The sequence below is a fragment of the Paenibacillus sp. FSL R5-0378 genome, assembly GCF_038009285.1.
GTDB classification, from domain to species: domain Bacteria; phylum Bacillota; class Bacilli; order Paenibacillales; family Paenibacillaceae; genus Paenibacillus_AQ; species Paenibacillus_AQ favisporus.
Map to the genome: position 1 here is coordinate 5,632,020 of NZ_JBBPAY010000001.1, position 21,098 is coordinate 5,653,117.

The window sequence follows — 21,098 nt, forward strand, 5'->3', positions numbered from 1 at the left end:
CAAGCTTTCGTAGACTTTTCATTAGTAAACTTTGGTATCCAGCGTATAGCCCTCCACGTTTTCCTTCACGCGCTGCAGGAAGCGTCCGCAGATGACTCCGTCCAAAATCCGGTGGTCCAGCGACAGGCAGATATTCGCCATCGAACGGACGGCGATCATGTCGTTGATCACGACAGGCCGCTTCACAATCGATTCGAAGGTCAGGATGGCTGCCTGCGGATAGTTAATAATCGGGTAAGACAGGATCGAACCGAACGATCCGGTATTATTCACCGTAAAGGTGCCGCCCTGCATATCCTCCAGCTTGAGCTTGCCCTGCCGCGTTTTGGTTGCCAGTTCTTCGATTTCACGGGCGAGACCGGCAATGTTTTTCTGATCGGCCCGTTGAATAACCGGTGTCATAACCGAGTCTTCCGTCCCGACGGCGAGGGAAATGTTGATGTCCCGTTTCACAATGATCTTGTTGACCGCCCAGACCGAGTTCATGATCGGGTAATCCTTGATCGCATTGACCACAGCCTTCAGAAGAAACGCCAGATAGGTTAAATTATAGCCCTCTCTGCGCTTAAATTCATCCTTCAATTTGTTGCGCAGCAGCACCAGGTTGGTCACGTCGACCTCGATCATCGTCCAGGCATGCGGAATTTCCGACACACTTTGGCGCATGTTCGTCGCAATGGCGTTGCGGATCGGGGTGACGTCGATCATCGTCTCGGCGCGCCCGTTCTGGTCCTCGAGTTCCACGGCCGGAATACGCGGCGATTCGGTCATATGCAGACCTGACTGCCGGCTGGATGCTGGCGGAACCGGGATGTACTGCTCCGGACGGACCGCAGGATTGGCATGCGGCAGCCCTTCGAACGGAGAATGAACCTCTCTCTTCGCAGGAGCTTCCTCAGCCCGGCCGGTTTCCGCTGCCGCACCGCCGTTTTCGATATAAGCAAGGACATCCTTACGGGTAATCCGTCCGCCCATGCCCGTTCCTTGGACGGCGCTCAGGTTCACGCCATGCTCGGCTGCAAGGCTTTGCACCGCTGGAGAATACCGGCCGCGCATCGACTGGTCTCCAGGGGCTTCAGCCTGAACTGGGGCCGGTGTAGTACGCGGCTCCGCCTGGGGCCGTTCCTCCGCCGGAGCCCCCGCGGCGCCTGCCGCCGCAATGCGGCAGATGACCTCGCCGACGGCGACGGTCTGGCCTTCCTCGGCGACCCATTCTCCCATAATCCCGTCCACCGTGGACGGGATTTCCGCGTTGACCTTATCGGTGATGACCTCACAGATCGGCTCATACTGTTCCACCTTATCGCCAGGCTGCTTCAGCCATTTGGCGATGGTGGCTGACACGAGCGATTCTGCCAGCTGCGGCATCACCATATCGGTAAACTTTTGATTTGACATATTTTCACTCCTTCACTCGGCAATTCTCAATAAACCGCCAGTTCGTGCATGGCTTGCTTGACCTTTTCCTTGCTGAGCATAAAGAACTTCTCCATCGGCGGACTGATCGGCATGGCCGGTACGTCCGGACCGCACAGCCGCTTGATCGGCGCATCGAGGTCGAACAGGCATTCTTCCGAAATAATGGCGGACACTTCGGCGCCCACACCGCCCGTTTTGTTGTCTTCGTGTACGATCAGCACCTTGCCGGTTTTGCGGACCGCCTCAATGATGGCGTCACGGTCCAGCGGCTGCAGGGATCGCAGATCCAGAATATGGGCCGAAATGCCTTCTTCTTTCTCCAGCTCTTCGGCGGCTTGAAGGCAGAAGTGCAGCGGCATGCTGTAGCCGATGACCGTGATGTCGGTCCCCTCGCGCAGCACGTTAGCTTTGCCGATCGGTACAGTATAGTCGTCCAAAGGCACGTCGCCTTTGATCATGCGGTAGCATTTTTTATTTTCAAAAAACAGCACCGGGTCCGGATCGTTGATCGCAGCTTTCAGCAGTCCTTTCGCGTCATAGGCGGTAAAAGGCGCTACGATTTTCAAACCGGGGGTGCCGAAGAAGATCGATTCCGGGCATTGGGAATGGTATAATCCCCCGAAAATGCCTCCGCCGATCGGCGCGCGAACGACGACCGGACAGCTCCAGTCGTTGTTGGAACGATAGCGGATTTTCGCGGCTTCACTAATAATTTGGTTCGTTGCCGGCAGCATGAAGTCGGAGTACTGCATTTCCGCGATCGGCTTCATGCCGACCATGGCCGCGCCGATCGCAACGCCGGCGATGGCGGATTCCGCCAGCGGCGTGTCGATGACCCGCTCCTCGCCGAACTGGTCCTGCAGGCCTTTGGTCGTCGTGAACACGCCGCCTTTAACGCCGACATCCTCACCGAGGACAAACACGTTTTCGTCTTTTTCCATTTCTTCTTTCATTGCCAGACGAATCGCATCGATATATTCCATTTCGGCCATTAGTATACCCCCTCTTCGCTATCGCCCGCATACACATGCTTCAGCGTATCCTCGGGTTTCGGGAACGGAGCATTGTCGGCCGATTCGGTTGCTTCCTTGATCTCAAGAGCCAACTGCGCTTGTAAGTCCGCATCCTTTTCTTCATCCCAAATGCCGCAGCTGATCAAATATTGTTTAAAACGGACAATGCCGTCTTTTTTCCAGTTCTCATCCACTTCTTCTTTCGTACGGTATGCCAAGTCGTTATCCGAGGTGGAGTGCGGAGACAAGCGGTACATCATGGCTTCGATCAGCGTAGGTCCTTCACCGCGGACAGCACGTTCACGCGCTTCCTTCACGGCTTTGTATACCGCAAGCGCATCGTTGCCGTCCACCCGGATGCCCGGAAACCCATAGCCAAGCGCACGGTCGCTGACTTTGCCGCTGATCTGCTTATGAAGCGGTACCGAAATGGCATACTGGTTGTTTTCGCACATAAAAATCACAGGCAGCTTATGAACGCCCGCAAAGTTGGCTCCCTCGTGGAAGTCCCCCTGATTGCTCGAGCCTTCGCCAAAAGTGACAAACGAAACGAAATCCTGTTTCCTCATCTTGGCGGACAAGGCTACGCCTACGGCGTGGGGCACTTGGGTCGTGACGGGGCTTGAGCCCGTTACGATCCGCAGCCGCTTGCTGCCAAAGTGTCCAGGCATTTGCCGCCCGCCGCTGTTCGGATCGTCAGCCTTCGCAAAGGCCGACAGCATCAGTTCGTACGGAGTCATTCCTACCGATAACACAAATGAATAGTCGCGATAATAAGGCAAAAAGTAATCCTTTTCCCGATCCAGCGCAAACGCCGCGGCGGCCTGGGCCGCTTCCTGACCGATTCCCGATACGTGAAAGTTAATCTTGCCAGCCCGCTGCAGCAGCAGGTTACGCTCGTCAAATTTGCGCCCGAGCAGCATATATCTGTACATGTCGATGACTTGGCCATTGGTGAGTCCAAGCTGCTCATGCTCATGTGGCGTGTGAACAGTACCCTGATCATTCATGGGAGGTACCTCCTTATTTTAGAGCCTGCAGTCTGTCCCTGATCTACTATTAAAACCTGGTACTAAGACTTGGCTTAACCCTATTATAATCATAACCGCGGCGAAAAGAAAAGAACCGATTCTAAATTTTGGTCTTACATTCCGATGGATTTACCGTCTACTGCCAGCATCGCCTCGCCCAAAATTTCCGAGAGCGTCGGATGCGGATGCACCATCTGCCCGATCTCCCAAGGGGTTGCATTCAAAAATTGGGCCAATGCCGCCTCGCTGATCAGGTCGGTCGCATGGGCTCCGATCATTTGAACGCCTAAAATGTCGTTTGTCTTAGGATCAGCTACTACTTTTACGAATCCTTCCTTGCTCCCCTGTACCAATGCCTTCCCGATGGCCTGGAACGGGAACTTGCCGACCTTAACCTCGAATCCGCGGCTGCGGGCTTCCTTCTCGGTGATGCCGACACTGGCCACTTCGGGTCTTGTGTACACGCACCTTGGAATCAGATCCGCATCCCCCGGGTGAACTTCTTCTCCTGCCAAATGGTTGACGGCCGCAATTCCTTCATGGCTTGCCGCATGCGCGAGCTGCAGCCCGCCAATGACGTCGCCGATGGCATAAATATGGGATTCGCCGGTTTGATAATGTTTATTGACAGCTATAAAACCGCGCTCCACCCGGACATCCGTGTTCTCCAGACCGATGTTCTCCACATTCGCCTGGCGGCCAATCGACACAAGCAGCTTGTCCGCTTGAAGCCGTTCGGTTTTGTCCCCAACACGCACATCGATCTGCACCTGATGATCCGCTGCTTCGTATGTCTCCGTCTGCAGCTGGGCCCCGGTAATAATTTTGATGCCCCGGCGCGAAAACGACTTCTGAAGCTCACGGGCCACCTCTTCATCTTCTGCGGGCAGCAGCTGGCCTGCCGCCTCCACAACGGTAACCTCTACGCCGAAATCGTTCAGCATCGAAGCCCATTCGACACCGATCACGCCGCCGCCAACGATGATGATGGACTTCGGAAGCTCCTCCATTTGTAGTGCCTCGTCGCTGGTCAAAATATGTATTCCGTTGGGTTCAAGTCCTGGCAGCACTCTTGGACGGGAGCCTGTGGCGATAATCAAATGCGTCGGAACCACCGTCTCCATCTCCCCATCCGCAAGCTCCACAGCAACGGCACCGCTTTTCGGCGAAAAAATGGAAGGACCGATGACCCGCCCTTTTCCATGAACCACCTGAATTTTATTTTTACGCATCAGGTATTGAACCCCTTGGTGCAGCTGATCTACGATCGCTTCCTTCCGCGCCTGAACCTTGGGAAATTGGAGTGCGGCCCCTGCTGTTTCGATGCCGTAGCTCTCGCTTTCTTTAATCTCTGCGTATACTTCCGCGCTCCGCAGCAAAGACTTACTTGGAATACAGCCGCGGTGCAGGCATGTTCCTCCCAGCTTGTCCGCTTCGATAATAACGACTTCCTTGCCCAGCTGAGCTGCGCGGATTGCAGCCACATAACCGCCGGTACCGCCGCCCAGAACGGCTACGTCACATGATATAGTCATTGTCCATCCCCCATCTTAACATGTTTATATTGAAACCATTTGGCGCATAACTTATGACAAGTTGTGCCCGGAGTAAGAAGCACTCCATCGCTTTTATATTGTACTCGGTTTTCACCGCATTACAAAATGTTATCACATGTCCGGAAATAGACAAAGATTCGCCGGACGAGTTATGATATAGTGGACTAAAACAGGCCAACAGGAAGGGATTTTTCATGAAACTGATTATTTCCCGCTTTATCGCCATCCTGATCCTCGTCATTCCGGGACTGGCGGCAATGACCGGATTTTTGTTTATGAAAGATGCGGTATTCGAATATTATTCGCTCCACGGCGATGCGAGCGTCGCCCATCCGTCGTTTGCGTGGGGACATTTTGTGCTCGGCCTGCTCCTGTTCGTGGCAGGGATGAGCTTTCTCGGCGGCTGGATTCTGTTCCGGGACCGCAAACGAAACTATGTAGGGCCGCGTTTCAAGGAGAAGCGCAAGCCCAAACCGCCCGTACAATCTTCATAATGCCGGATTCCCAGACCAGGAATCGAACAAAGAACCCCGGACTGCAGATTTATCTCAGAACGGGGTTTTGTTGTTGGTCCGAATCTTGATCGGTTTCGCTGGCGATAATGTCAAGAACGATGTCCTCCTTCACCAATCCGTACTCCGGATTCCCCAGCACCGGAAGATTCGTCAGCGTTCTGCTCGTTAAGACGACCTTCAGCTCGTTATCGCGGTTGTAAAGCACAGATTCGACCACAAAGAAATTGTTCAGTAATCCCGCAATGATGGCGATTTGCTGCGGGCTCAATTTCGGCGGGGGCACGCCGGCTTTGGCATACTTTACAACCGGTTTTGCCGGCTTGCGCCGTTTCTTGTTATCCGTGGACCGGTTCACCCAATCACCCCGCTTCAATGTATTCCTGCTCACTTTAGGATATAGCGGATCGTGTGAATTGGTGTATCCCAATTTGCCGCAAAAGCTGCAGCAAGCGACTAGACATGAACCGGACCGGATAAATTATTCGTACAGCGCCTCTCTCAGCTTGGTGGACATCCGTGATTCCTTCGATGAAGACTTCAGCAGCGTGAGCCGCAGTTTATGGTTTTGCTGAACCGCTTCTTCGAGGTCCGCAAGCAGACTGCTTACCAGATCTTCCACTTGCGGATCCTTGCCGAGCTCTGCTGTCAGTTCAGCGATCCTTGCTTTATAAGCTTCTATTTTTTCCTGCATGATGCCTTCTCCTCCAAATGCTCATTCGATCCTTCTTCTATTAACCATACCACGGCCAAACGCCTGCACGCCACTTTCGGTTATTTTTGTAGCCATGTCCGTTTTAATTGTGGTACTCTATAAAAGTCGCAATTTTTCGTGTTTTGTCATCATATAGAACATGAACGGGTTATGCTAACGGGAAAGGAGCAGGCTGAACGTGAATAAAGGACGGATTACCGTAATTACGGGACCCATGTTTAGCGAAAAATCGGGTGAACTTATCCGCCGGTGCCAAAAACTGATCCAATACGGACGGAAAAAGCTGGTGGCTTACAAGCCCGAGGAGGATCAGCGCTACGCGAAGGACGAAATCGTAAGCCGGATCGGATACCGGCTGCCAGCCATCTCCATTCCGCGGCAGTTGACCGCTGACATTACCGCCAAAATCTTGGCGGAAACCGCTGACGCGGATGTGGTCGCTTTTGACGAGGTTCAGTTCTTCAGCAAGCCGATCCTGGGCCTGGTGGAAGAGCTGGCTTACAGCGGGAAGCATGTCATTGTGGACGGACTGAATCTGGACTATCGTGGAAAAGAATTCGGCTACATAGGCGGGCTGCTGGCTATGGCCGACGACATCCAGCTGCTGACCGCCTTTTGTGCGGTTTGCGGCAGCCCGGAAGCCGTGTTCACACAGCGGATTGTCAACGGCCACCCCGCTCCGCTGGGCTCTGTCATTATGATCGGGGATTCCGATGATTACGAGCCGCGCTGCCGGTGCTGTTTTGTTCCACCGCATAAGGTCAGTGCCAAAGGAAGCGCCTGATCATACAAAAAAACTCTTCGGGATGATGAGCAAGATCGATCAGCACATCATCCGGCGAAGAGTTTTTTTATGATTCCCAAACATCGTCCATCAGCTTTTTGATTTCGTCCGTGCGCCGTTTGGTTGCAGCCGGATCGGTCACCCATTTTCCGTCCTTCAGTTCCACAGCGTCTCCTGCCTTCACTTGAGGATCCACTTGTTCACGGGGAACGGCCTGGATGTTACCGTCCACTTCAATGCGGCAATACGGTCCTTCAAAGCCTTCGACATATCCCGTCATCGTTCTCACCTTTCCGTTCGGAATGTCACCTTCTGCCCATTCGACTCCGCTTCAATCGTTCCCTGAAGATCGTTACGGTATACCTTGACGCCCTGCTGCTTCAGCCGGTTTAGAATGACGCTTTTCGGATGGCCGTATGTATTGTCTGCACCCACCTGTATGACCGCATACTTCGGATGAACCCGTTTGAGAAATGCGAGCGTGGTCGACGACTTGGAGCCGTGGTGCCCCACCAGCATAACATCCGCCTGCAAATCCGTTCCGGCGTCAACCATATCCCGTTCGCTGTCCGCCTCCGCGTCACCGGTCAACAGAAAAGAAGTGCGACCGTACGTTATTTTCACCACGGCGCTCATGTTATTCGAGTCTTCATAACTTCGGCGGGGTGCCAGCATATCGACATGAACCTCATCGTCCATCTCCCAAGAGATCCCAGCCTTCGCCGTTTGTACCTTCAGTTTGGCATTTTTTACGGCGCGCAGAACGGATTCAAACGTTTTCGTATTGGCCTGTGCTTTCGGCATATAAATTCGGCCCACCGGAATGTGGTTAATGACCGCATCCAGTCCGCCGATATGGTCGGCATCCGGATGAGTTCCGATGACCGTGTCGAGCTTGGTGATGCCGTATTGGTCCATATATTGCAGCATCAGCTCTTCTTTGTCATTGTTCCCGGCATCAATCAGCATCGTTTTACCGGAAGGGGAAATAATAAGCTGAGAAGCTCCCTGCCCTACATCAAGAAAAACGACTCGAAGGTTCCCCCCGGTGCTCGCTGGGGTGCTGTTGCTCTCCGGTGCCGGGTTGATCTCCAGACTGCATCCGCTCAGGATCAGTAACGCCGTGATGACGCCTGTCAGCAGTAAAGTGGTTATCTTGGATGTCTTCATCATCGTTCCTTTCACGGCTGTAGCCTTAACAAGTTAGTAATAACTGCCAGAACGTTATCTTATCACGAACCGTACTCGGGGTACAAGGCGAACTGAGCATCACCTGCTTGAAGAAGACCGTTTTTAAACGTGTAGCTTAAGGTTAAATCGCCGATAAATTCGGCAGGGGACACCTGCACGGCCGTAGTCGCTTTCAGGGTATTCCCCTCAAGGGTATAAGTCATAACGCTTCCGATCCCCGGCGGGTGCTTTACAGGGCCGGACTGCAGTTTGGATATAGGGATGACCGTCCGCTCGCCGCGAATATCCAGCTCGACTTGCTTGTCCGTCACTTTACTGTCGAACTGTTTTAAAAATGCCGTATATGCGTCCTCTACAGGTATGGGTTCTGCTGTTTCGGCATACACGAGCGGATTGGAAGTATAAACGCCGGTTCCATATCCTGTCGTTAAAATGATAACAATATCCTTCTTGCCGTCACCCGTCAAATCGGCCCTTTCGATGATTGGAGCATAGCTTGGATTGTCCACATTGTACCCAGGGATGTGACGGCTGAAAGTCTGAGTCTTCAGCGTTAAGTTTTCATAGGTTCCCGATTCGCTGGCATCTCCGCTGATCTGTATCGTCTGGTCGTCGGATTGCGCAAAGGGAACCTGTTTCTTGTCATCAATTCGAACCGTGTTGCTTTGGCTGTCATAGGTGACTTGTTTGCCAAAAAGCTTTCCGAAGGTTTGCAAGGGTATCATAATTTCATCATCTATGTGAACGGGTGCCGCTTCCGTCACCCACTCGGTTCCGTTGAGCATCACTTTGATGGGGTCCGGTTTCGCCATGACCATTATTGACGTTGCCGACAACACCATCGCAGCCGTGGTGGCAATGATCCATCCTTTTGCTTTCAATGTTAAACTCCTTCCCGTATTCGCCCAGCAAGGTTTCCAATTTTTGATAACAATTTAAGTGTAATTTTAATCAGGCTTGATATCCAGATAAAACTTTGTAACTATATGGAATGAACGAAGAAACTGCAAAATTTTAGTTCAATCTATATATTATTACCCTTCTCAAGATGAAAATAATGGATATCGGAATTTTTCTGGAACAGATGGATCTTCATCAAATAAAAAAACGCCATACTATGATCATCGTCATAGTATGGCGTATTCTTTAGGGTCACGCTATTCCTTTCACGACACCTTATGCTCAATGCGCAGCTTGTCGGCCACCATCGCGATAAACTCGCTGTTGGTCGGCTTCGATTTGCTGATGTTGATGGTGTAACCGAACAGATGGCTGATCGAATCGATGTTGCCGCGCGTCCAGGCGACTTCAATCGCATGACGGATCGCCCGCTCGACCCGGGATGGCGTCGTTTTGAACTTTTCGGCGATCGCCGGATACAGCGTTTTGGTAATGGCACCGAGGATTTCGATGTTGTTGTACACCATCGTAATCGCTTCGCGCAAATATTGGTAACCTTTGATATGGGCCGGAACGCCGATCTCATGAATGATGGACGTAATATTGGCGTCAAGGTTTTTCCCTTTCGCCATCGGAACCACATTGGATTTGGTCGTTGATACCGTCATATTGCCTGTCGTGATATGCTGCTGCCCCACGAGCTGACGAATACGGCTGGCTAGAACCTCCATGTCAAACGGCTTAAGAATGTAGTATGAAGCACCGAGTTGTACCGCTCTTTGGGTGATGTTCTCCTGGCCGAAAGCAGTCAGCATAATGATTTTAGGCTGCGGGGACAGATTCATCTCGCGCAGTCTTTCGAGAACGCCCAATCCGTCCAGATGCGGCATAATAATGTCCAAAATCAATACGTCCGGTATTTTTCTCGATTCACTGATCATATTTAGCACTTCCTCGCCATTATAGGCGATTCCCGTTACCATCATATCGTCTTGCTCGGTAATATATTCCGCAAGCAAATTCGTGAATTCCCGGTTGTCATCCGCCAACAATACCTCTATTTTTTGCACTGGCTGCTTCCTCCTTAGAATCGTATTCCCTTATTTTTCTGCAGAGATAAGTTTTCGACACCCAACATTAAATTCCTTCTGTCGAAAATTATTTTTGTTTATTTTTTTACCTTGTTGAATTATAATTAATATTTTCATCCATTATTCTAACTATTTCGCGATGAAACGACAAAAAGTCTTAAGGCTACACGGCCTTAAGACTTTTTTGAGTACTTTTCGATTGAGGGAGAACTCCGGAATCCTGAAGCATCCACTCGATGAAGCATCCGTAACCGGACCGCGGATCGTTAACGAACACGTGGGTCACTGCTCCGACCAATTTGCCGTCCTGCACGATTGGGCTTCCGCTCATCCCTTGGACGATGCCCCCGGTCTTCTCCAGCAGCCGCGGATCGGTAATTCGGATGACTAGTCCTTTGGTGGCCGGCGATTCCTGCTTCGCCACATGGACAATATTGACCTTGAACCGTTCGACCTGCTGCCCATCCACCACAGTCAAAATTTCGGCCGGGCCTTCTTTAACCTCCTGGGCGAATGCTACCGGAATGCCTTCTTTATACAAGCTGTGCTCCGGATTCTGATTCATCTTGCCGAAGATTCCGAAATGCGTGTTGCGCTCAATATTACCGAGGATTTTACTTTCCTTGAGAAAATGCGCTCTCTTCTCGCCAGGTTCGCCATCTTGGCTCTTCGATATCGAGGTTACGCTGGATTGCAAAATTTCCCCGCTGCCGACGGAAATCGGCGTTTGCGTGTTCATATCCGTAATAACATGGCCCAGCGCCCCATAAACGCCTTGATCGGGAGCATAGAAGGTTAACGTTCCGACACCTGCGGCTGAGTCGCGAATATACAGTCCTAATCGCCACACCCTGTCTTCCTGGTCATAGGCGGGGGACAGCTTCGTGCTCATCTCTTTGTTTCCGCGTTTGAATTTGATTTCGACCGGTCGCTTGCTTTTGCCCGCCTCTTCGACTACTTTGGCAACTTTTGCGACATCGTCCATCGGAACCCCATTCATGTGGGTCATTAAATCACCCAGCTGGATTCCGGCATTCTCGCCAGGGGACACCTTTGTATCGGCATCCACGCTGACCAGGTGATGCCCAACGACCAAAATGCCTGCCGATTTCACCTTCACTCCAATGGTTTGTCCTCCCGGTATAACCTTGAGTCCGGGAACGACGTGGATCTGAACGGTTTTAAAAGGGATGGTTCCGAATAATTTCAAGGTTACTTTCGCCATTCCGCTGTGCTGCGGCGTCAGCTGCAATGGACGTCCTGGAGTCACCTTGGCGGTAACGGCGGAACCGTTGAGATGCAGAACGCCCGGACGGTCGACGGTAGCTTGGGCCGTCACCGGCATGGAGAGCGCTTGTGCCGTTCCCGCAAACATCCTGATTTCATTCGGGATGGCGGCCAGGCTTTGTACCGGCTCTGTTGTTCCTAAAAAACAAAGAAAGAAGACAATGAAAAGACCGAGCATTTTATTCCTGAGGCTGGAGTTCAATGGCTGTCACGCTCCCTTTTGCTTCTTTCGCTTGACGAAAGGTGGTCGCCAATTGCGTACCTTTAAGATTACCCCGCCTCTAGGCTTTTATTACTGTCAATCATTACTCTGGTGCGGATTTGACGGCTTTCCGCTCGTCCGCCAGCTTCAGCATTTCTTGGGCATGATGGAGCGTTTTCTTCGTAATTTCCACCCCGCCGAGCATGCGGGCCAATTCTTCAACCCGGCCCTTCGTCGAGAGCTCTTCCACGTGCGTCATTGTACGTCCTTCATCCACATTCTTTTCGATTAAATACTGATGATCCGCCATGCAGGCCACTTGCGGAAGATGGGTAATCGAAAACACCTGGCAGGTCTCAGCCAGCTTGTTCAGCTTCTCGGCGATGGATTGTGCCGCTCTTCCGCTGACCCCCGTGTCCACTTCGTCAAAGATCAGGACCGGAATGCGGTCATGGCGGGCAAAGATGCTCTTCATCGCCAGCATCATCCGGGATAACTCACCGCCTGACGCGATCTTGCTGAGCGGCCGCAGCGGCTCGCCCGGGTTCGGGGATATCATAAACTCAGCGGTATCAAGTCCCTGTCTGGTGAGCCGGATCTTCCGGCCGTCGACCTCGATCCCCCGCGGATCATCAAGCCGCTCCAGACGGACTTCCAGTGACGTTCGCTCCATGTGCAGGTCCTTCAGCTCGGCCTCGACCTGTCGGGCGAGATCCGCAGCGCACTGCTGTCTTGCTTCGCTTAGCTCCAGGGCGGATTCAACCAGTCCGTTCAGCAGTCCTTCCCTTTGGGATTTCAGCTGCTCCAGACGCTCATCCTTGTTCTCCAGCAGGCTCGTTTCCTGCAGGATCGACTCGTAATAGGCCAGAATCTGCTCCACGCTGTCCCCGTATTTACGTCGGAGTGTGGAGATGAGATCCAAACGCTGCTCCACCTCTTCCAGCCGTTCGGGGTTAAACTCGACCTGATCCCGGTAATCCCGGAGCTGAAAGGCAGCGTCCTCCAGCTGGTAAAAAGCGGACTGCAGCTGCTCAAGTACCGGCTTCAGACCCTTCTCATCATACTTCATAACGTCTTCCAGACGGGAAATGGCCGTGCTGATCACGCTGATTCCCTGATGCCCGTTCAGCAGCTCATAGGATCCCGATACTGCATCCATCATTTTCTCGCTATGGGATAGCTTGACCCTTTCTTCGCCCAGCCATTCATCTTCTCCGGATTTTAATGAAGCGGCTGAGATTTCTTCCAGCTGGAAACGATAGAGATCGAGCATCTGATACGCTTTCTGGCTGGATTCCATCAGCTCCCGAAGCTCCTTCTCCACTTTGGAGAACGCCGCATACCGTTCCTGATATTCCCGTTTGATGGGTCCGATCAGCGTATCCCCGTAAGTATCCAACAAGCTGAGATGCCTGTCTGCGCGCAACAGGTTCTGATGCTCATGCTGGCCATGAATGTTGACCAGCTGCTCGCCGACTTCCCGCAGCATCGTCAAGTTAACGAGCTGCCCGTTGATTCTTGACGTGCTCTTACCCTGGGACGTCAGTTCCCTGCGGATAATTAAATGCTCATCATGACTTCCTCCGACACCGATCTTGGCCAAGGCTTCCCACACGGGATGGCCTTCCTGCAGCTCGAACATCGCTTCAATCTCCGCCTTGTCGCAGCCATAGCGGATCAAGTCCGCCGAGCCTCTTCCTCCGGCAATCAGCCCCAAAGCATCGATAATGATGGATTTCCCGGCACCGGTCTCCCCGGTCAGCACGTGAAAGCCGGGATGAAAATGGACGTCGACGGATTCGACGACCGCCAAGTTTCGGATACTCAATGTTAAAAGCATGATAAAAAGCGCACCTCCGCTAAGGCAAATCTATAATTTGTACTATGAAATAAAGCTGTTGATCATCTGGACCAGCCGCTCGCTGTCCTCATTCGTCCGGCAAATGATCAGCGCCGTGTCATCGCCGCAGATCGTTCCCATGATTTCGTTCCATTCCATGTTATCCAGCAGAACGGCAACGGCATTGGCCGTTCCCGGCAGGCACTTCATGACGACCAGGTTGTTCGTGTAATCGATGTGCACGAAGTTGTCCACCAGCGCGCGCTTAAGCTTCTGAACCGGATTGTAGCGCTGATCCGTCGGCAGTGAATATTTATACCTGCCGTCATCCATCGGCACCTTGATCAGCAGCAGTTCTTTGATGTCCCTTGACACGGTTGCCTGGGTCACCTGAAAACCCGCTTCACGCAGAGCCTCCACCAGCTCGTCCTGGGTCTCGATCTCCTGCTGCGTGATAATCTCGCGTATTTTGATATGGCGTTGTCCTTTCATAGTGGCCTCCCAAATGTTAGTTGCTCATATTTAATCATCATAACCATTCCAGTCCTCTTCATCCCAATCAAAATGAATACGCCGGATTTCCCCTTCGTCGGCATCGACGAAGAGCACGCCGCCTGAGCCCGGATACAGCAAAAAATAGGGCAGCAGACGGTCGCGCAGACCGGATCCGGTCCATTCCAGGGGCAGACGCCTTCTGGCGACTTTCACAAGGTACAATACCTCGTCATCGTCCCTCACGACATAATCGATAAACAGGCGGCTGTGATATTCCTCCCCGTCCGCCTCAAACAGCAGCGGGATCTTAATTTTGCCGCCGATCACTTCATAGCCTGCCTCCTCCAGCAGATCTACCGCGGGATGGTCATGTATCTGTTCGTTAATCGGCATTTCCGGTACGCGGGCAGGCAGAGGGTTAAACAGCCATGATCTCAGACCGTACGCGATCCAAACAATCAAGAGCACGCCGATCAGCACCATGACCAGCAAGTCTGCACGTCCCTCCATCCTCATCACCTCGCCTTGGTATTCGCGGAAATGCGGAAGAATCCCTTTTTTAAATGTATAAAAATCCGTTTTTCGAATGTATAAACGCATATAAACAAGCTCATTATAACCCAAACAAACGTTCTCATCAATCGTTATTCCAAAGTTTTTGTTTCAACAGAATGATGACCGTCTCTACAAAAAGAACTCATCCCTTGGATGAGTTCCCTGTAAACGTATGGCGTGCCTGCGCAACTACATCAGCAACCAAAACCTGCAGTTCTTCTTCAGCTACAGGTTGTCCTGCTGTATCCGATGGGCTCGCGGGCACATGCCAATGAGCGAGAAATTCGATATTTCCTTCACCGCCGGTAATCGGCGAAAACGTTAGTCCTTTTAGAATAAAGCCTAACTCCGCGGCAAAAGACAGCACGTTCATCAGCACCTCGCGGTGAACTTCAGGTTCCCGGACGACGCCCGACTTTCCGACCTTCTCCCTGCCGGCTTCAAACTGCGGCTTAATCAGCGCAGCTACGTCGGCCGGTTTGTTCAGGAGCGCCATCAGCGGGGGCAGGATGATGCGCAGCGAAATGAAGGATACATCGATGCTGGCAAAATCCGGGGCCTGGCCTTTCAGATCCTCGGGCGTCATGTAGCGGAAGTTGGTCCGTTCCATCACGCATACCCGCTCGTCATTTCGCAGCGACCAATCCAGTTGATTGTACCCGACATCAATGGCGTACACATAGCTGGCTCCGTTCTGAAGCGCGCAATCGGTAAAGCCGCCTGTGGAAGACCCGATATCCAGCATCGTTCTGCCGGTCAGATCGATCCCGAAGGTGCGGAGCGCCTTCTCCAGCTTCAAACCGCCGCGGCTGACATACGGGTGCACCGCTCCCTTGACCCTAAGCGGCGTATCGCGCGGAATTTTCGTTCCCGCCTTTTCGACCGGTTCTTCTGCGGCTAAGACCAGCCCGGCCATAATCGCCGCCTTGGCTTTTTCCCTGCTCTCGTAAAAGCCCTGCTCAACGAGCAGGACATCGATTCGTTCTTTAGGCAAATTCATCGTTATCTCCTGACTGCACGGCGATTTCGGCGTCCATTAGGAAGGAAACTGGGTTTTGCCGATCTCGTAAGGATGCAGGGACATCAGCTTCTTGATTTCGCCGACGACTCCTGCTGCCGTTAGACCGGTCTCCTCCCGCTGCTCCTTCACGCTGCCATGCTCGATAAAGCGGTCGGGCACACCCATCAAGGACACTTTCGTGTCAAATATATGCTTCGAAGCATAAAACTCCAGTACGGCGCTGCCCAAGCTGCCCGCTTCGCTGGCTTCCTCAAGCACCACCATATTCGTGCCGTTCTCGGCAAGCTCCAGCAGCATTTCTTCATCCAGCGGCTTCATGAACCGGGCGTTGACCACCTGAAGGTGAATACCTTCCCGTTTCAACTGGTCTGCTGCCTCGAGCGCAACCTGTACCATCGGGCCGCAGGCCAAGACGGCGTACCCTTCGCCTTCACGGACGGTTTCCCACTTGCCGATCGGAATCGGCACAAGCTCCTCGTCCAGATGAACCCCCAGGCCGTTGATCCGCGGGTAGCGGTAAGCAATCGGTCCGTCGTTATACTCCAGGGCGGTTTTCATCATATGTCTCAGCTCATTTTCATCCTTCGGCATCATCATGACCATGTTCGGAATGTGGCGCATAAACGCGATGTCAAACACACCCTGATGCGTCTCGCCGTCGGCTCCTACGAAACCTGCCCGGTCGATGGCGAACATGACATTGGCGTTGTGGCGGCAAATATCGTGAACGATCTGGTCATACGCACGCTGCATGAACGTGGAATAGACAGCGAACACCGGCTTCATGCCCTCCATCGCCAACGCGGCGCACATTGTCGCGGCGTGCTGCTCCGCAATGCCGACGTCGATCATGCGGTCCGGAAACCGTTCGCTGAACGGAATGAGACCTGAACCGCTTGGCATTGCAGGAGTTACCGCAATCAGACGCGGATCCTGCTCCCCAAGCTCGATCAGCGTCTTGCCGAATACGTCGGTGTACATCGGATTTCCTACCGATTTGAGCACCTGGCCCGTTTCGATTTTGTATGGTGATGCCCCGTGCCATTTATATGAATCCGCTTCTGCGGGTTTATATCCTTTGCCTTTGGTGGTAAGCACATGCACGAATACCGGTCCGCGCACGTTGTCGGCCTGCTTGAACGTTTCGATCAGCTTGTGGATATCATGGCCGTCCACCGGTCCGAGATAAGTTAAGCCCAGCTCTTCGAACAGCACGCCGGGAACCATCATGTATTTGAGGCTTTCCTTCAGCCTGGATCCGGTCTTAGCCAGCATGCCGCCGATCGCCGGGATCTTCTTCAGCATCATCTCAAGCTCGTCTTTTGCACGCAAATAATGGCGGTCCGAGCGGATTTTGCTCAAATAGTTATGCATGGCGCCGACGTTCGGCGCAATCGACATCTCGTTGTCGTTTAGAATGACCATCAGGTCCTTCTGTTCATGTCCGATATGGTTCAAGGCTTCGAATGCCATGCCGCCGGTGAGCGCACCGTCCCCGATCATGGCGATCACTTTGTTGTTTTCCCCTTTTAAGTCCCGGGCAACGGCCATGCCGATAGCGGCGGACAAAGAGGTGCTGCTGTGCCCGGCTTCCCAGACGTCATGCTCGCTTTCGCTGCGTTTGACAAAGCCGCACATCCCCTTGTATTTCCGCAGCGTGTCGAACTGATCCATCCGGCCCGTCAGCATCTTGTGTACGTACGCCTGATGTCCTACATCAAAAATAAATTTATCGCGCGGGCTGTTGTAGCAATAGTGCAGGGCCAGCGTGAGTTCCACCACTCCCAGATTTGATGCGAGATGCCCCCCGGTGACCGACAGCTTCTCAATCAGAAATTGACGGATTTCGGCCGCCAGAGAAGTGAGCTCGTCAACCGATAGTGATTTCAATTGTCCTGGCTCGTTAATTTGTGGAAGCAGCACGGCAATCTCCCCGCTTTCCTTCGTAATTAGTGTATAGTTATCCATGACATTCTTCCATGATTAGATTCTTTTCGCCATTATATCATAAAATGCCCATCATACATAAAGCATCATGCTCTAATGGTCCCTGTGCATTAAATAATCGGCGATCTCCAGCAGGCGCTCCGGATCCTGAAAACCGGCGTTCAAGACAGCCGCTTTGGCTTCTCGAGTCAGTGATTCGACCTGCTGCTGCGAAGCTTCCAGGCCGATAAAATAAGGATATGTCACCTTCTCCTGCTTGATGTCGCTCTGTGTCTTCTTACCCAGTTTTGCCTCGTCTCCAACCAGGTCCAGGATATCGTCCTGAATTTGAAAGGCGAGCCCAAGGCGGCTGCCAAACGTACGCAGCGCTTCCAGCTCGGGCTCCGAGCCTCCGGCAATCCGTCCGCCGGCAAGGAGGGAGAAAATAATCAGATCGCCCGTCTTGTGCTGGTGGATATACTGAAGATGCTCCAGATCCGTGACTCCCTGCTCCCCTTCCATATCGGCCGCCTGTCCGCCAACCATGCCTCTTGGACCGGCCATTTCCGCGAGGTCCTGCACAATGGCCAAAATCGGGGCCGCATCAATGCCATGCTTCGCCGAGATTCGGGCGATCGTATAAAAGGCATGCGTCAGCAGGGCGTCTCCGGCCAGAATGGCGGTAGCTTCGCCATATACTTTATGATTGGTCAGTTTGCCCCGGCGGTAGTCATCATTATCCATAGCTGGCAAATCATCATGAATGAGCGAGTAGGTATGCACCATTTCAACGGCGCATGCCGCATCAAGGGCCGCCTCCCCATTGCCTCCGAGCGCTTCGCAGGCTGCAATCACCAGCAGCGGACGGAGCCGCTTTCCTCCGGCCATCAAGGAATACGTCATGGATTCCTTTAAAGAAGAAGGAACCTGCCAATGATGCGGCAGGCTGTCCTCCAACGAGGCGGTTACTTTCTCGGAAATCTGCTGCATGTATTCCTGGAACGAAACCCGGTCACTCAAAAACTTCACCGCCGCTCTGATCGAGCTGTCCGCCGCCGAACGGCTTCTTGCGAAGTTCTCCATCCTCTTCAACGATCATCTCGATTTTCCGTTCCACCTGTTCGAGCTTCTGCCCGCACAGCTGGGACAGCTTCATTCCCTGCTGGAACAGCTCGATCGCCTTTTCGAGCGGAACGTCGCCGTGCTCCAGTTCTCCGACGATATCCTCGAGCTGAATCATTGCGTCCTCAAAGCTGAGCTCTTTTTCATTCCCCATGTTCCTGTGCATCCTCCTTCAGTTCCCATACCTGGCAGGATAACTGGCCGTCGTTCACTTTGATCTGGACCACGTCGCCAGGCTGTACCTCATGAATCGATTTAATTAAACGCTTCTCCTGCTCGTCATAAACGAGGCTGTAGCCGCGGGCCATCACCTTCAGCGGACTGAGGGCATCCAGATGGCGCACGCCGGAAGTAAGCTGGGATTTCTTGTCTTTCAGTATGTTCTGCATCGACTGAAGCAGCTGCCGGCGCGCCGCATCGTTGCGGCTCCGAGCCCCTGTCAGCTGCTCCTGCGGATTGTACCGCATCAGCGCATGGTACATGCGGCTTCTCTTTTCCCGGTTCAGCTGAACCCGGGAACGCAGGTTGCCGCTCAGCCGCTGGCGCAGCATGTCCAGGCGCTCCGCATGCTGCAGCATGTAGCGCCGCGGATGCAGCAGCACGGGCGAGCGCTGCAGTGACGCCAGCTGCTGGCGGCTGCGCTTCACCCGCTGCTGAAGCAGCTGGAGCAGCAGCCGTTCCCGCTGCTGCAGCCGCGCCTTCAGCTCGCCTGCATGCGGCACGGCCAGCTCCGCGGCCGCGGTCGGAGTCGCCGCTCTCAGGTCTGCGGCGAAGTCCGCGATCGTGAAGTCGGTTTCGTGCCCGACGGCCGAAATGACCGGAATATGCGAGGCGCGGATCGCCCGCGCGACCATTTCTTCGTTAAAGGCCCACAGCTCCTCCAGTGAGCCGCCGCCGCGGCCGACGATCAGCACGTCCGCTTCATCCAGCTCGTTCATCGTGCGAATGGCCTTCACGATCGAAGGAGCGGCCCCTTTTCCCTGGACCAGGACAGGGGCGAGAATGATCCGCGCCCGCGGGTAACGCCGCTCAAGCGTCGTCATAATATCGCGTACGGCCGCACCTGTCGGTGATGTGATGACGCCGATCGTCTCCGGAAACTCCGGAATCGGCCGCTTGCGGTCTGCAGCAAACAGCCCTTCTTTCTCCAGCTTTTCCTTAAGCTGCTCATAAGCCAAATACAGACTGCCGATCCCATCGGGCTGCATTTGGGTGGCATAAAATTGGTACTGCCCATCCCGCTCGTATACCGTAACATTCCCTCTAGCGATGACCCTTGAGCCCTCTTTGGGTCGAAACGGCAGCCGCTGGTTGTGGGAGGCAAACATGATCGCTTTGATGCGGCTCCCTTCATCCTTGAGCGTGAAATACATATGCCCGCTGGAATGGTGGGTAAAATTCGATATTTCACCCCGGATCCAGACGTCGGACAGCAGACTGTCCGAGTCCATCTTCATCCGGATATAACGGTTCAAGTCCTTGATTGAAAAAATACGCTGCGGTTCCATGGCATCCGCTCCGTTATGCCAATCCGTGGTGGCGTTTGGCCGCGATCAAGGTGTTCTGCATCAGCATCGTAATCGTCATCGGTCCTACGCCGCCAGGCACCGGCGTGATCGGGCCAGATACTTCCTTAACGCTTTCGAAATCCACGTCTCCGGCCAGTTTGCCGTTCTCCAGCCGGTTCATGCCCACGTCGATGACGACGGCACCCGGTTTCACAAAGCTTGCATCGATGAAATTGGCCCGGCCGATCGCAACGACCAGAATGTCGGCCTGACGCGCAATGTCCGCCATGCCGATCGTCCGGGAGTGGCACATCGTCACGGTCGCGTTTTCGCGCTGAAGCAGCAGCGAAACCGGTTTGCCGACGATATTGCTGCGGCCGATGACGACGGCATGCTTACCGGCCAGCTCTACACCCGCACGCTTGATCAGCTCGATGACGCCTGCCGGCGTGCATGGAAGTAGGCTGTCATCTCCGATGACCAGGTTGCCGACGTTTACCGGATGGAATCCGTCAACGTCCTTGTCTACCGCGATCGCGTTAATGACCGCCTTCTCGTCTATATGCCCGGGAAGCGGCAGCTGGACGAGGATGCCGTCAATGGTGTCCTGCTTGTTCAGCTTGTCCACCAATGCAAGCAAATCCTCCTGAGTTGTCGAAGCCGGAAGCCGGTGAACCTCCGAATAGTATCCGAGGTCGTGGCACGCTTTTTCCTTGTTTCGCACATAAACCTGGGAAGCCGGATCCTCGCCTACCAGCACGACGGCAAGCCCCGGAGTGACGCCTTTGGCGGCCAGCTCCTTGACTTCGGCGGCAATTCCGGTCCGGATATCCTCAGAAACCTGTTTTCCATTGATAATAGATGCTGTCATGTCGCTCTCTCCCCTATGTTTTAGATTGGCAAAGCGGACGGCTAAACGTCCTTATGCAA

General features: G+C 53.5%; 22 protein-coding genes. 2 read left to right on the forward strand and 20 right to left on the reverse strand.

What is annotated here, in order from left to right; genetic code table 11:
• Positions 1-21: 21 nt before the first annotated feature.
• The 4 genes from MKY74_RS26110 to lpdA form a co-directional block, all read right to left on the reverse strand.
• Positions 22-1,398 carry a dihydrolipoamide acetyltransferase family protein gene (locus tag MKY74_RS26110; protein ID WP_076170036.1) on the reverse strand — a complete coding sequence of 459 codons (1,377 nt, stop codon included), beginning with the start codon at positions 1,396-1,398 and terminating at the stop codon, positions 22-24.
• Positions 1,399-1,424: 26 nt separating this feature from the next.
• The gene (locus MKY74_RS26115) at positions 1,425-2,411 is read right to left on the reverse strand and encodes an alpha-ketoacid dehydrogenase subunit beta (protein ID WP_076170035.1); all 987 of its coding nucleotides are present in this window, start codon (positions 2,409-2,411) and stop codon (positions 1,425-1,427) included.
• The gene (locus MKY74_RS26120) at positions 2,411-3,442 is read right to left on the reverse strand and encodes a thiamine pyrophosphate-dependent dehydrogenase E1 component subunit alpha (protein ID WP_076170034.1); all 1,032 of its coding nucleotides are present in this window, start codon (positions 3,440-3,442) and stop codon (positions 2,411-2,413) included. Before MKY74_RS26120 ends, MKY74_RS26115 begins: the two co-directional genes overlap by 1 nt.
• A gap of 134 nt (positions 3,443-3,576) precedes the next feature.
• The gene (gene lpdA / locus MKY74_RS26125) at positions 3,577-4,998 is read right to left on the reverse strand and encodes a dihydrolipoyl dehydrogenase (protein WP_076170033.1); all 1,422 of its coding nucleotides are present in this window, start codon (positions 4,996-4,998) and stop codon (positions 3,577-3,579) included.
• Positions 4,999-5,213: 215 nt separating this feature from the next.
• Here lpdA and MKY74_RS26130 point away from each other — a divergent pair, with 215 nt between their 5' ends.
• Positions 5,214-5,513 (forward strand): DUF2627 domain-containing protein, encoded by a 300-nt coding sequence (locus MKY74_RS26130; protein ID WP_076170032.1) that lies wholly within the window; start codon positions 5,214-5,216, stop codon positions 5,511-5,513.
• A gap of 49 nt (positions 5,514-5,562) precedes the next feature.
• On the opposite strand, the gene MKY74_RS26135 is transcribed toward MKY74_RS26130, so the two are convergent.
• Complete coding sequence (locus MKY74_RS26135) at positions 5,563-5,907, reverse strand: hypothetical protein (protein ID WP_076170031.1); 345 nt, start codon at positions 5,905-5,907, stop codon at positions 5,563-5,565.
• 105 nt (positions 5,908-6,012) lie between these two features.
• On the reverse strand, positions 6,013-6,225 hold the full coding sequence (locus MKY74_RS26140; protein WP_076170030.1) for a hypothetical protein: 213 nt from the start codon (positions 6,223-6,225) through the stop codon (positions 6,013-6,015).
• A 199-nt stretch (positions 6,226-6,424) separates the two neighbouring features.
• Here MKY74_RS26140 and MKY74_RS26145 point away from each other — a divergent pair, with 199 nt between their 5' ends.
• Positions 6,425-7,030 carry a thymidine kinase gene (locus MKY74_RS26145; protein ID WP_084203876.1) on the forward strand — a complete coding sequence of 202 codons (606 nt, stop codon included), beginning with the start codon at positions 6,425-6,427 and terminating at the stop codon, positions 7,028-7,030.
• Positions 7,031-7,097: 67 nt separating this feature from the next.
• Here the strand turns inward: MKY74_RS26145 and MKY74_RS26150 are convergent, their stop codons facing one another.
• From MKY74_RS26150 to folD, 14 genes are all read right to left on the reverse strand, one after another.
• Positions 7,098-7,310 carry a DUF3006 domain-containing protein gene (locus MKY74_RS26150; RefSeq protein WP_076170028.1) on the reverse strand — a complete coding sequence of 71 codons (213 nt, stop codon included), beginning with the start codon at positions 7,308-7,310 and terminating at the stop codon, positions 7,098-7,100.
• 5 nt (positions 7,311-7,315) lie between these two features.
• Positions 7,316-8,203, reverse strand: coding sequence for a ComEC/Rec2 family competence protein (locus tag MKY74_RS26155; RefSeq protein WP_076170178.1), 888 nt, complete (start codon positions 8,201-8,203; stop codon positions 7,316-7,318).
• Between the two features lie 59 nt (positions 8,204-8,262).
• The gene (locus tag MKY74_RS26160; RefSeq protein WP_076170027.1) at positions 8,263-9,102 is read right to left on the reverse strand and encodes a stalk domain-containing protein; all 840 of its coding nucleotides are present in this window, start codon (positions 9,100-9,102) and stop codon (positions 8,263-8,265) included.
• A 285-nt stretch (positions 9,103-9,387) separates the two neighbouring features.
• Positions 9,388-10,191, reverse strand: a complete 804-nt coding sequence (gene spo0A / locus MKY74_RS26165) for a sporulation transcription factor Spo0A (RefSeq protein WP_076170026.1) — start codon at positions 10,189-10,191, stop codon at positions 9,388-9,390.
• A gap of 184 nt (positions 10,192-10,375) precedes the next feature.
• Positions 10,376-11,701 carry a SpoIVB peptidase gene (gene spoIVB / locus MKY74_RS26170; protein ID WP_089548090.1) on the reverse strand — a complete coding sequence of 442 codons (1,326 nt, stop codon included), beginning with the start codon at positions 11,699-11,701 and terminating at the stop codon, positions 10,376-10,378.
• Positions 11,702-11,804: 103 nt separating this feature from the next.
• Positions 11,805-13,541 (reverse strand): DNA repair protein RecN, encoded by a 1,737-nt coding sequence (gene recN, locus MKY74_RS26175; protein ID WP_076170025.1) that lies wholly within the window; start codon positions 13,539-13,541, stop codon positions 11,805-11,807.
• A gap of 42 nt (positions 13,542-13,583) precedes the next feature.
• A complete protein-coding gene (gene ahrC, locus MKY74_RS26180; protein WP_076170024.1) occupies positions 13,584-14,033 on the reverse strand; it encodes a transcriptional regulator AhrC/ArgR in 450 nt (149 codons plus the stop codon).
• A 30-nt stretch (positions 14,034-14,063) separates the two neighbouring features.
• A complete protein-coding gene (locus MKY74_RS26185) occupies positions 14,064-14,546 on the reverse strand; it encodes a hypothetical protein (RefSeq protein ID WP_076170176.1) in 483 nt (160 codons plus the stop codon).
• Between the two features lie 187 nt (positions 14,547-14,733).
• Entirely contained in the window at positions 14,734-15,591 is an 858-nt protein-coding gene (locus MKY74_RS26190; protein WP_076170023.1) for a TlyA family RNA methyltransferase, read from the reverse strand.
• Positions 15,592-15,627: 36 nt separating this feature from the next.
• Positions 15,628-17,535, reverse strand: coding sequence for a 1-deoxy-D-xylulose-5-phosphate synthase (dxs, locus tag MKY74_RS26195; protein WP_076170175.1), 1,908 nt, complete (start codon positions 17,533-17,535; stop codon positions 15,628-15,630).
• 117 nt (positions 17,536-17,652) lie between these two features.
• Positions 17,653-18,579: a polyprenyl synthetase family protein gene (locus MKY74_RS26200; protein WP_208629303.1), complete on the reverse strand. Its 927-nt coding sequence runs from the start codon at positions 18,577-18,579 to the stop codon at positions 17,653-17,655.
• Entirely contained in the window at positions 18,551-18,814 is a 264-nt protein-coding gene (gene xseB, locus MKY74_RS26205; RefSeq protein WP_076170021.1) for an exodeoxyribonuclease VII small subunit, read from the reverse strand. The genes MKY74_RS26200 and xseB overlap by 29 nt, the downstream gene beginning before the upstream one ends.
• Positions 18,804-20,168, reverse strand: a complete 1,365-nt coding sequence (gene xseA, locus MKY74_RS26210; protein ID WP_076170020.1) for an exodeoxyribonuclease VII large subunit — start codon at positions 20,166-20,168, stop codon at positions 18,804-18,806. The genes xseB and xseA overlap by 11 nt, the downstream gene beginning before the upstream one ends.
• A 13-nt stretch (positions 20,169-20,181) precedes the next feature.
• Positions 20,182-21,039 (reverse strand): bifunctional methylenetetrahydrofolate dehydrogenase/methenyltetrahydrofolate cyclohydrolase FolD, encoded by an 858-nt coding sequence (folD, locus tag MKY74_RS26215; RefSeq protein ID WP_076170019.1) that lies wholly within the window; start codon positions 21,037-21,039, stop codon positions 20,182-20,184.
• Between the last annotated feature and the right edge of the window lie 59 nt (positions 21,040-21,098).

Coding starts and splice junctions, on each gene's coding strand:
- MKY74_RS26115 (WP_076170035.1), bottom strand. CDS start 2,411: ATGGCCGAAATGGAATATATCGATGCGATTCGTCTGGCAATGAAAGAA.
- MKY74_RS26185 (WP_076170176.1), bottom strand. CDS start 14,546: ATGGAGGGACGTGCAGACTTGCTGGTCATGGTGCTGATCGGCGTGCTC.
- recN (WP_076170025.1), bottom strand. CDS start 13,541: ATGCTTTTAACATTGAGTATCCGAAACTTGGCGGTCGTCGAATCCGTC.
- MKY74_RS26190 (WP_076170023.1), bottom strand. CDS start 15,591: ATGAATTTGCCTAAAGAACGAATCGATGTCCTGCTCGTTGAGCAGGGC.
- MKY74_RS26150 (WP_076170028.1), bottom strand. CDS start 7,310: ATGACGGGATATGTCGAAGGCTTTGAAGGACCGTATTGCCGCATTGAA.
- MKY74_RS26130 (WP_076170032.1), top strand. CDS start 5,214: ATGAAACTGATTATTTCCCGCTTTATCGCCATCCTGATCCTCGTCATT.
- folD (WP_076170019.1), bottom strand. CDS start 21,039: ATGACAGCATCTATTATCAATGGAAAACAGGTTTCTGAGGATATCCGG.
- ahrC (WP_076170024.1), bottom strand. CDS start 14,033: ATGAAAGGACAACGCCATATCAAAATACGCGAGATTATCACGCAGCAG.
- MKY74_RS26110 (WP_076170036.1), bottom strand. CDS start 1,398: ATGTCAAATCAAAAGTTTACCGATATGGTGATGCCGCAGCTGGCAGAA.
- xseB (WP_076170021.1), bottom strand. CDS start 18,814: ATGGGGAATGAAAAAGAGCTCAGCTTTGAGGACGCAATGATTCAGCTC.
- MKY74_RS26155 (WP_076170178.1), bottom strand. CDS start 8,203: ATGATGAAGACATCCAAGATAACCACTTTACTGCTGACAGGCGTCATC.
- lpdA (WP_076170033.1), bottom strand. CDS start 4,998: ATGACTATATCATGTGACGTAGCCGTTCTGGGCGGCGGTACCGGCGGT.
- MKY74_RS26120 (WP_076170034.1), bottom strand. CDS start 3,442: ATGAATGATCAGGGTACTGTTCACACGCCACATGAGCATGAGCAGCTT.
- MKY74_RS26140 (WP_076170030.1), bottom strand. CDS start 6,225: ATGCAGGAAAAAATAGAAGCTTATAAAGCAAGGATCGCTGAACTGACA.
- xseA (WP_076170020.1), bottom strand. CDS start 20,168: ATGGAACCGCAGCGTATTTTTTCAATCAAGGACTTGAACCGTTATATC.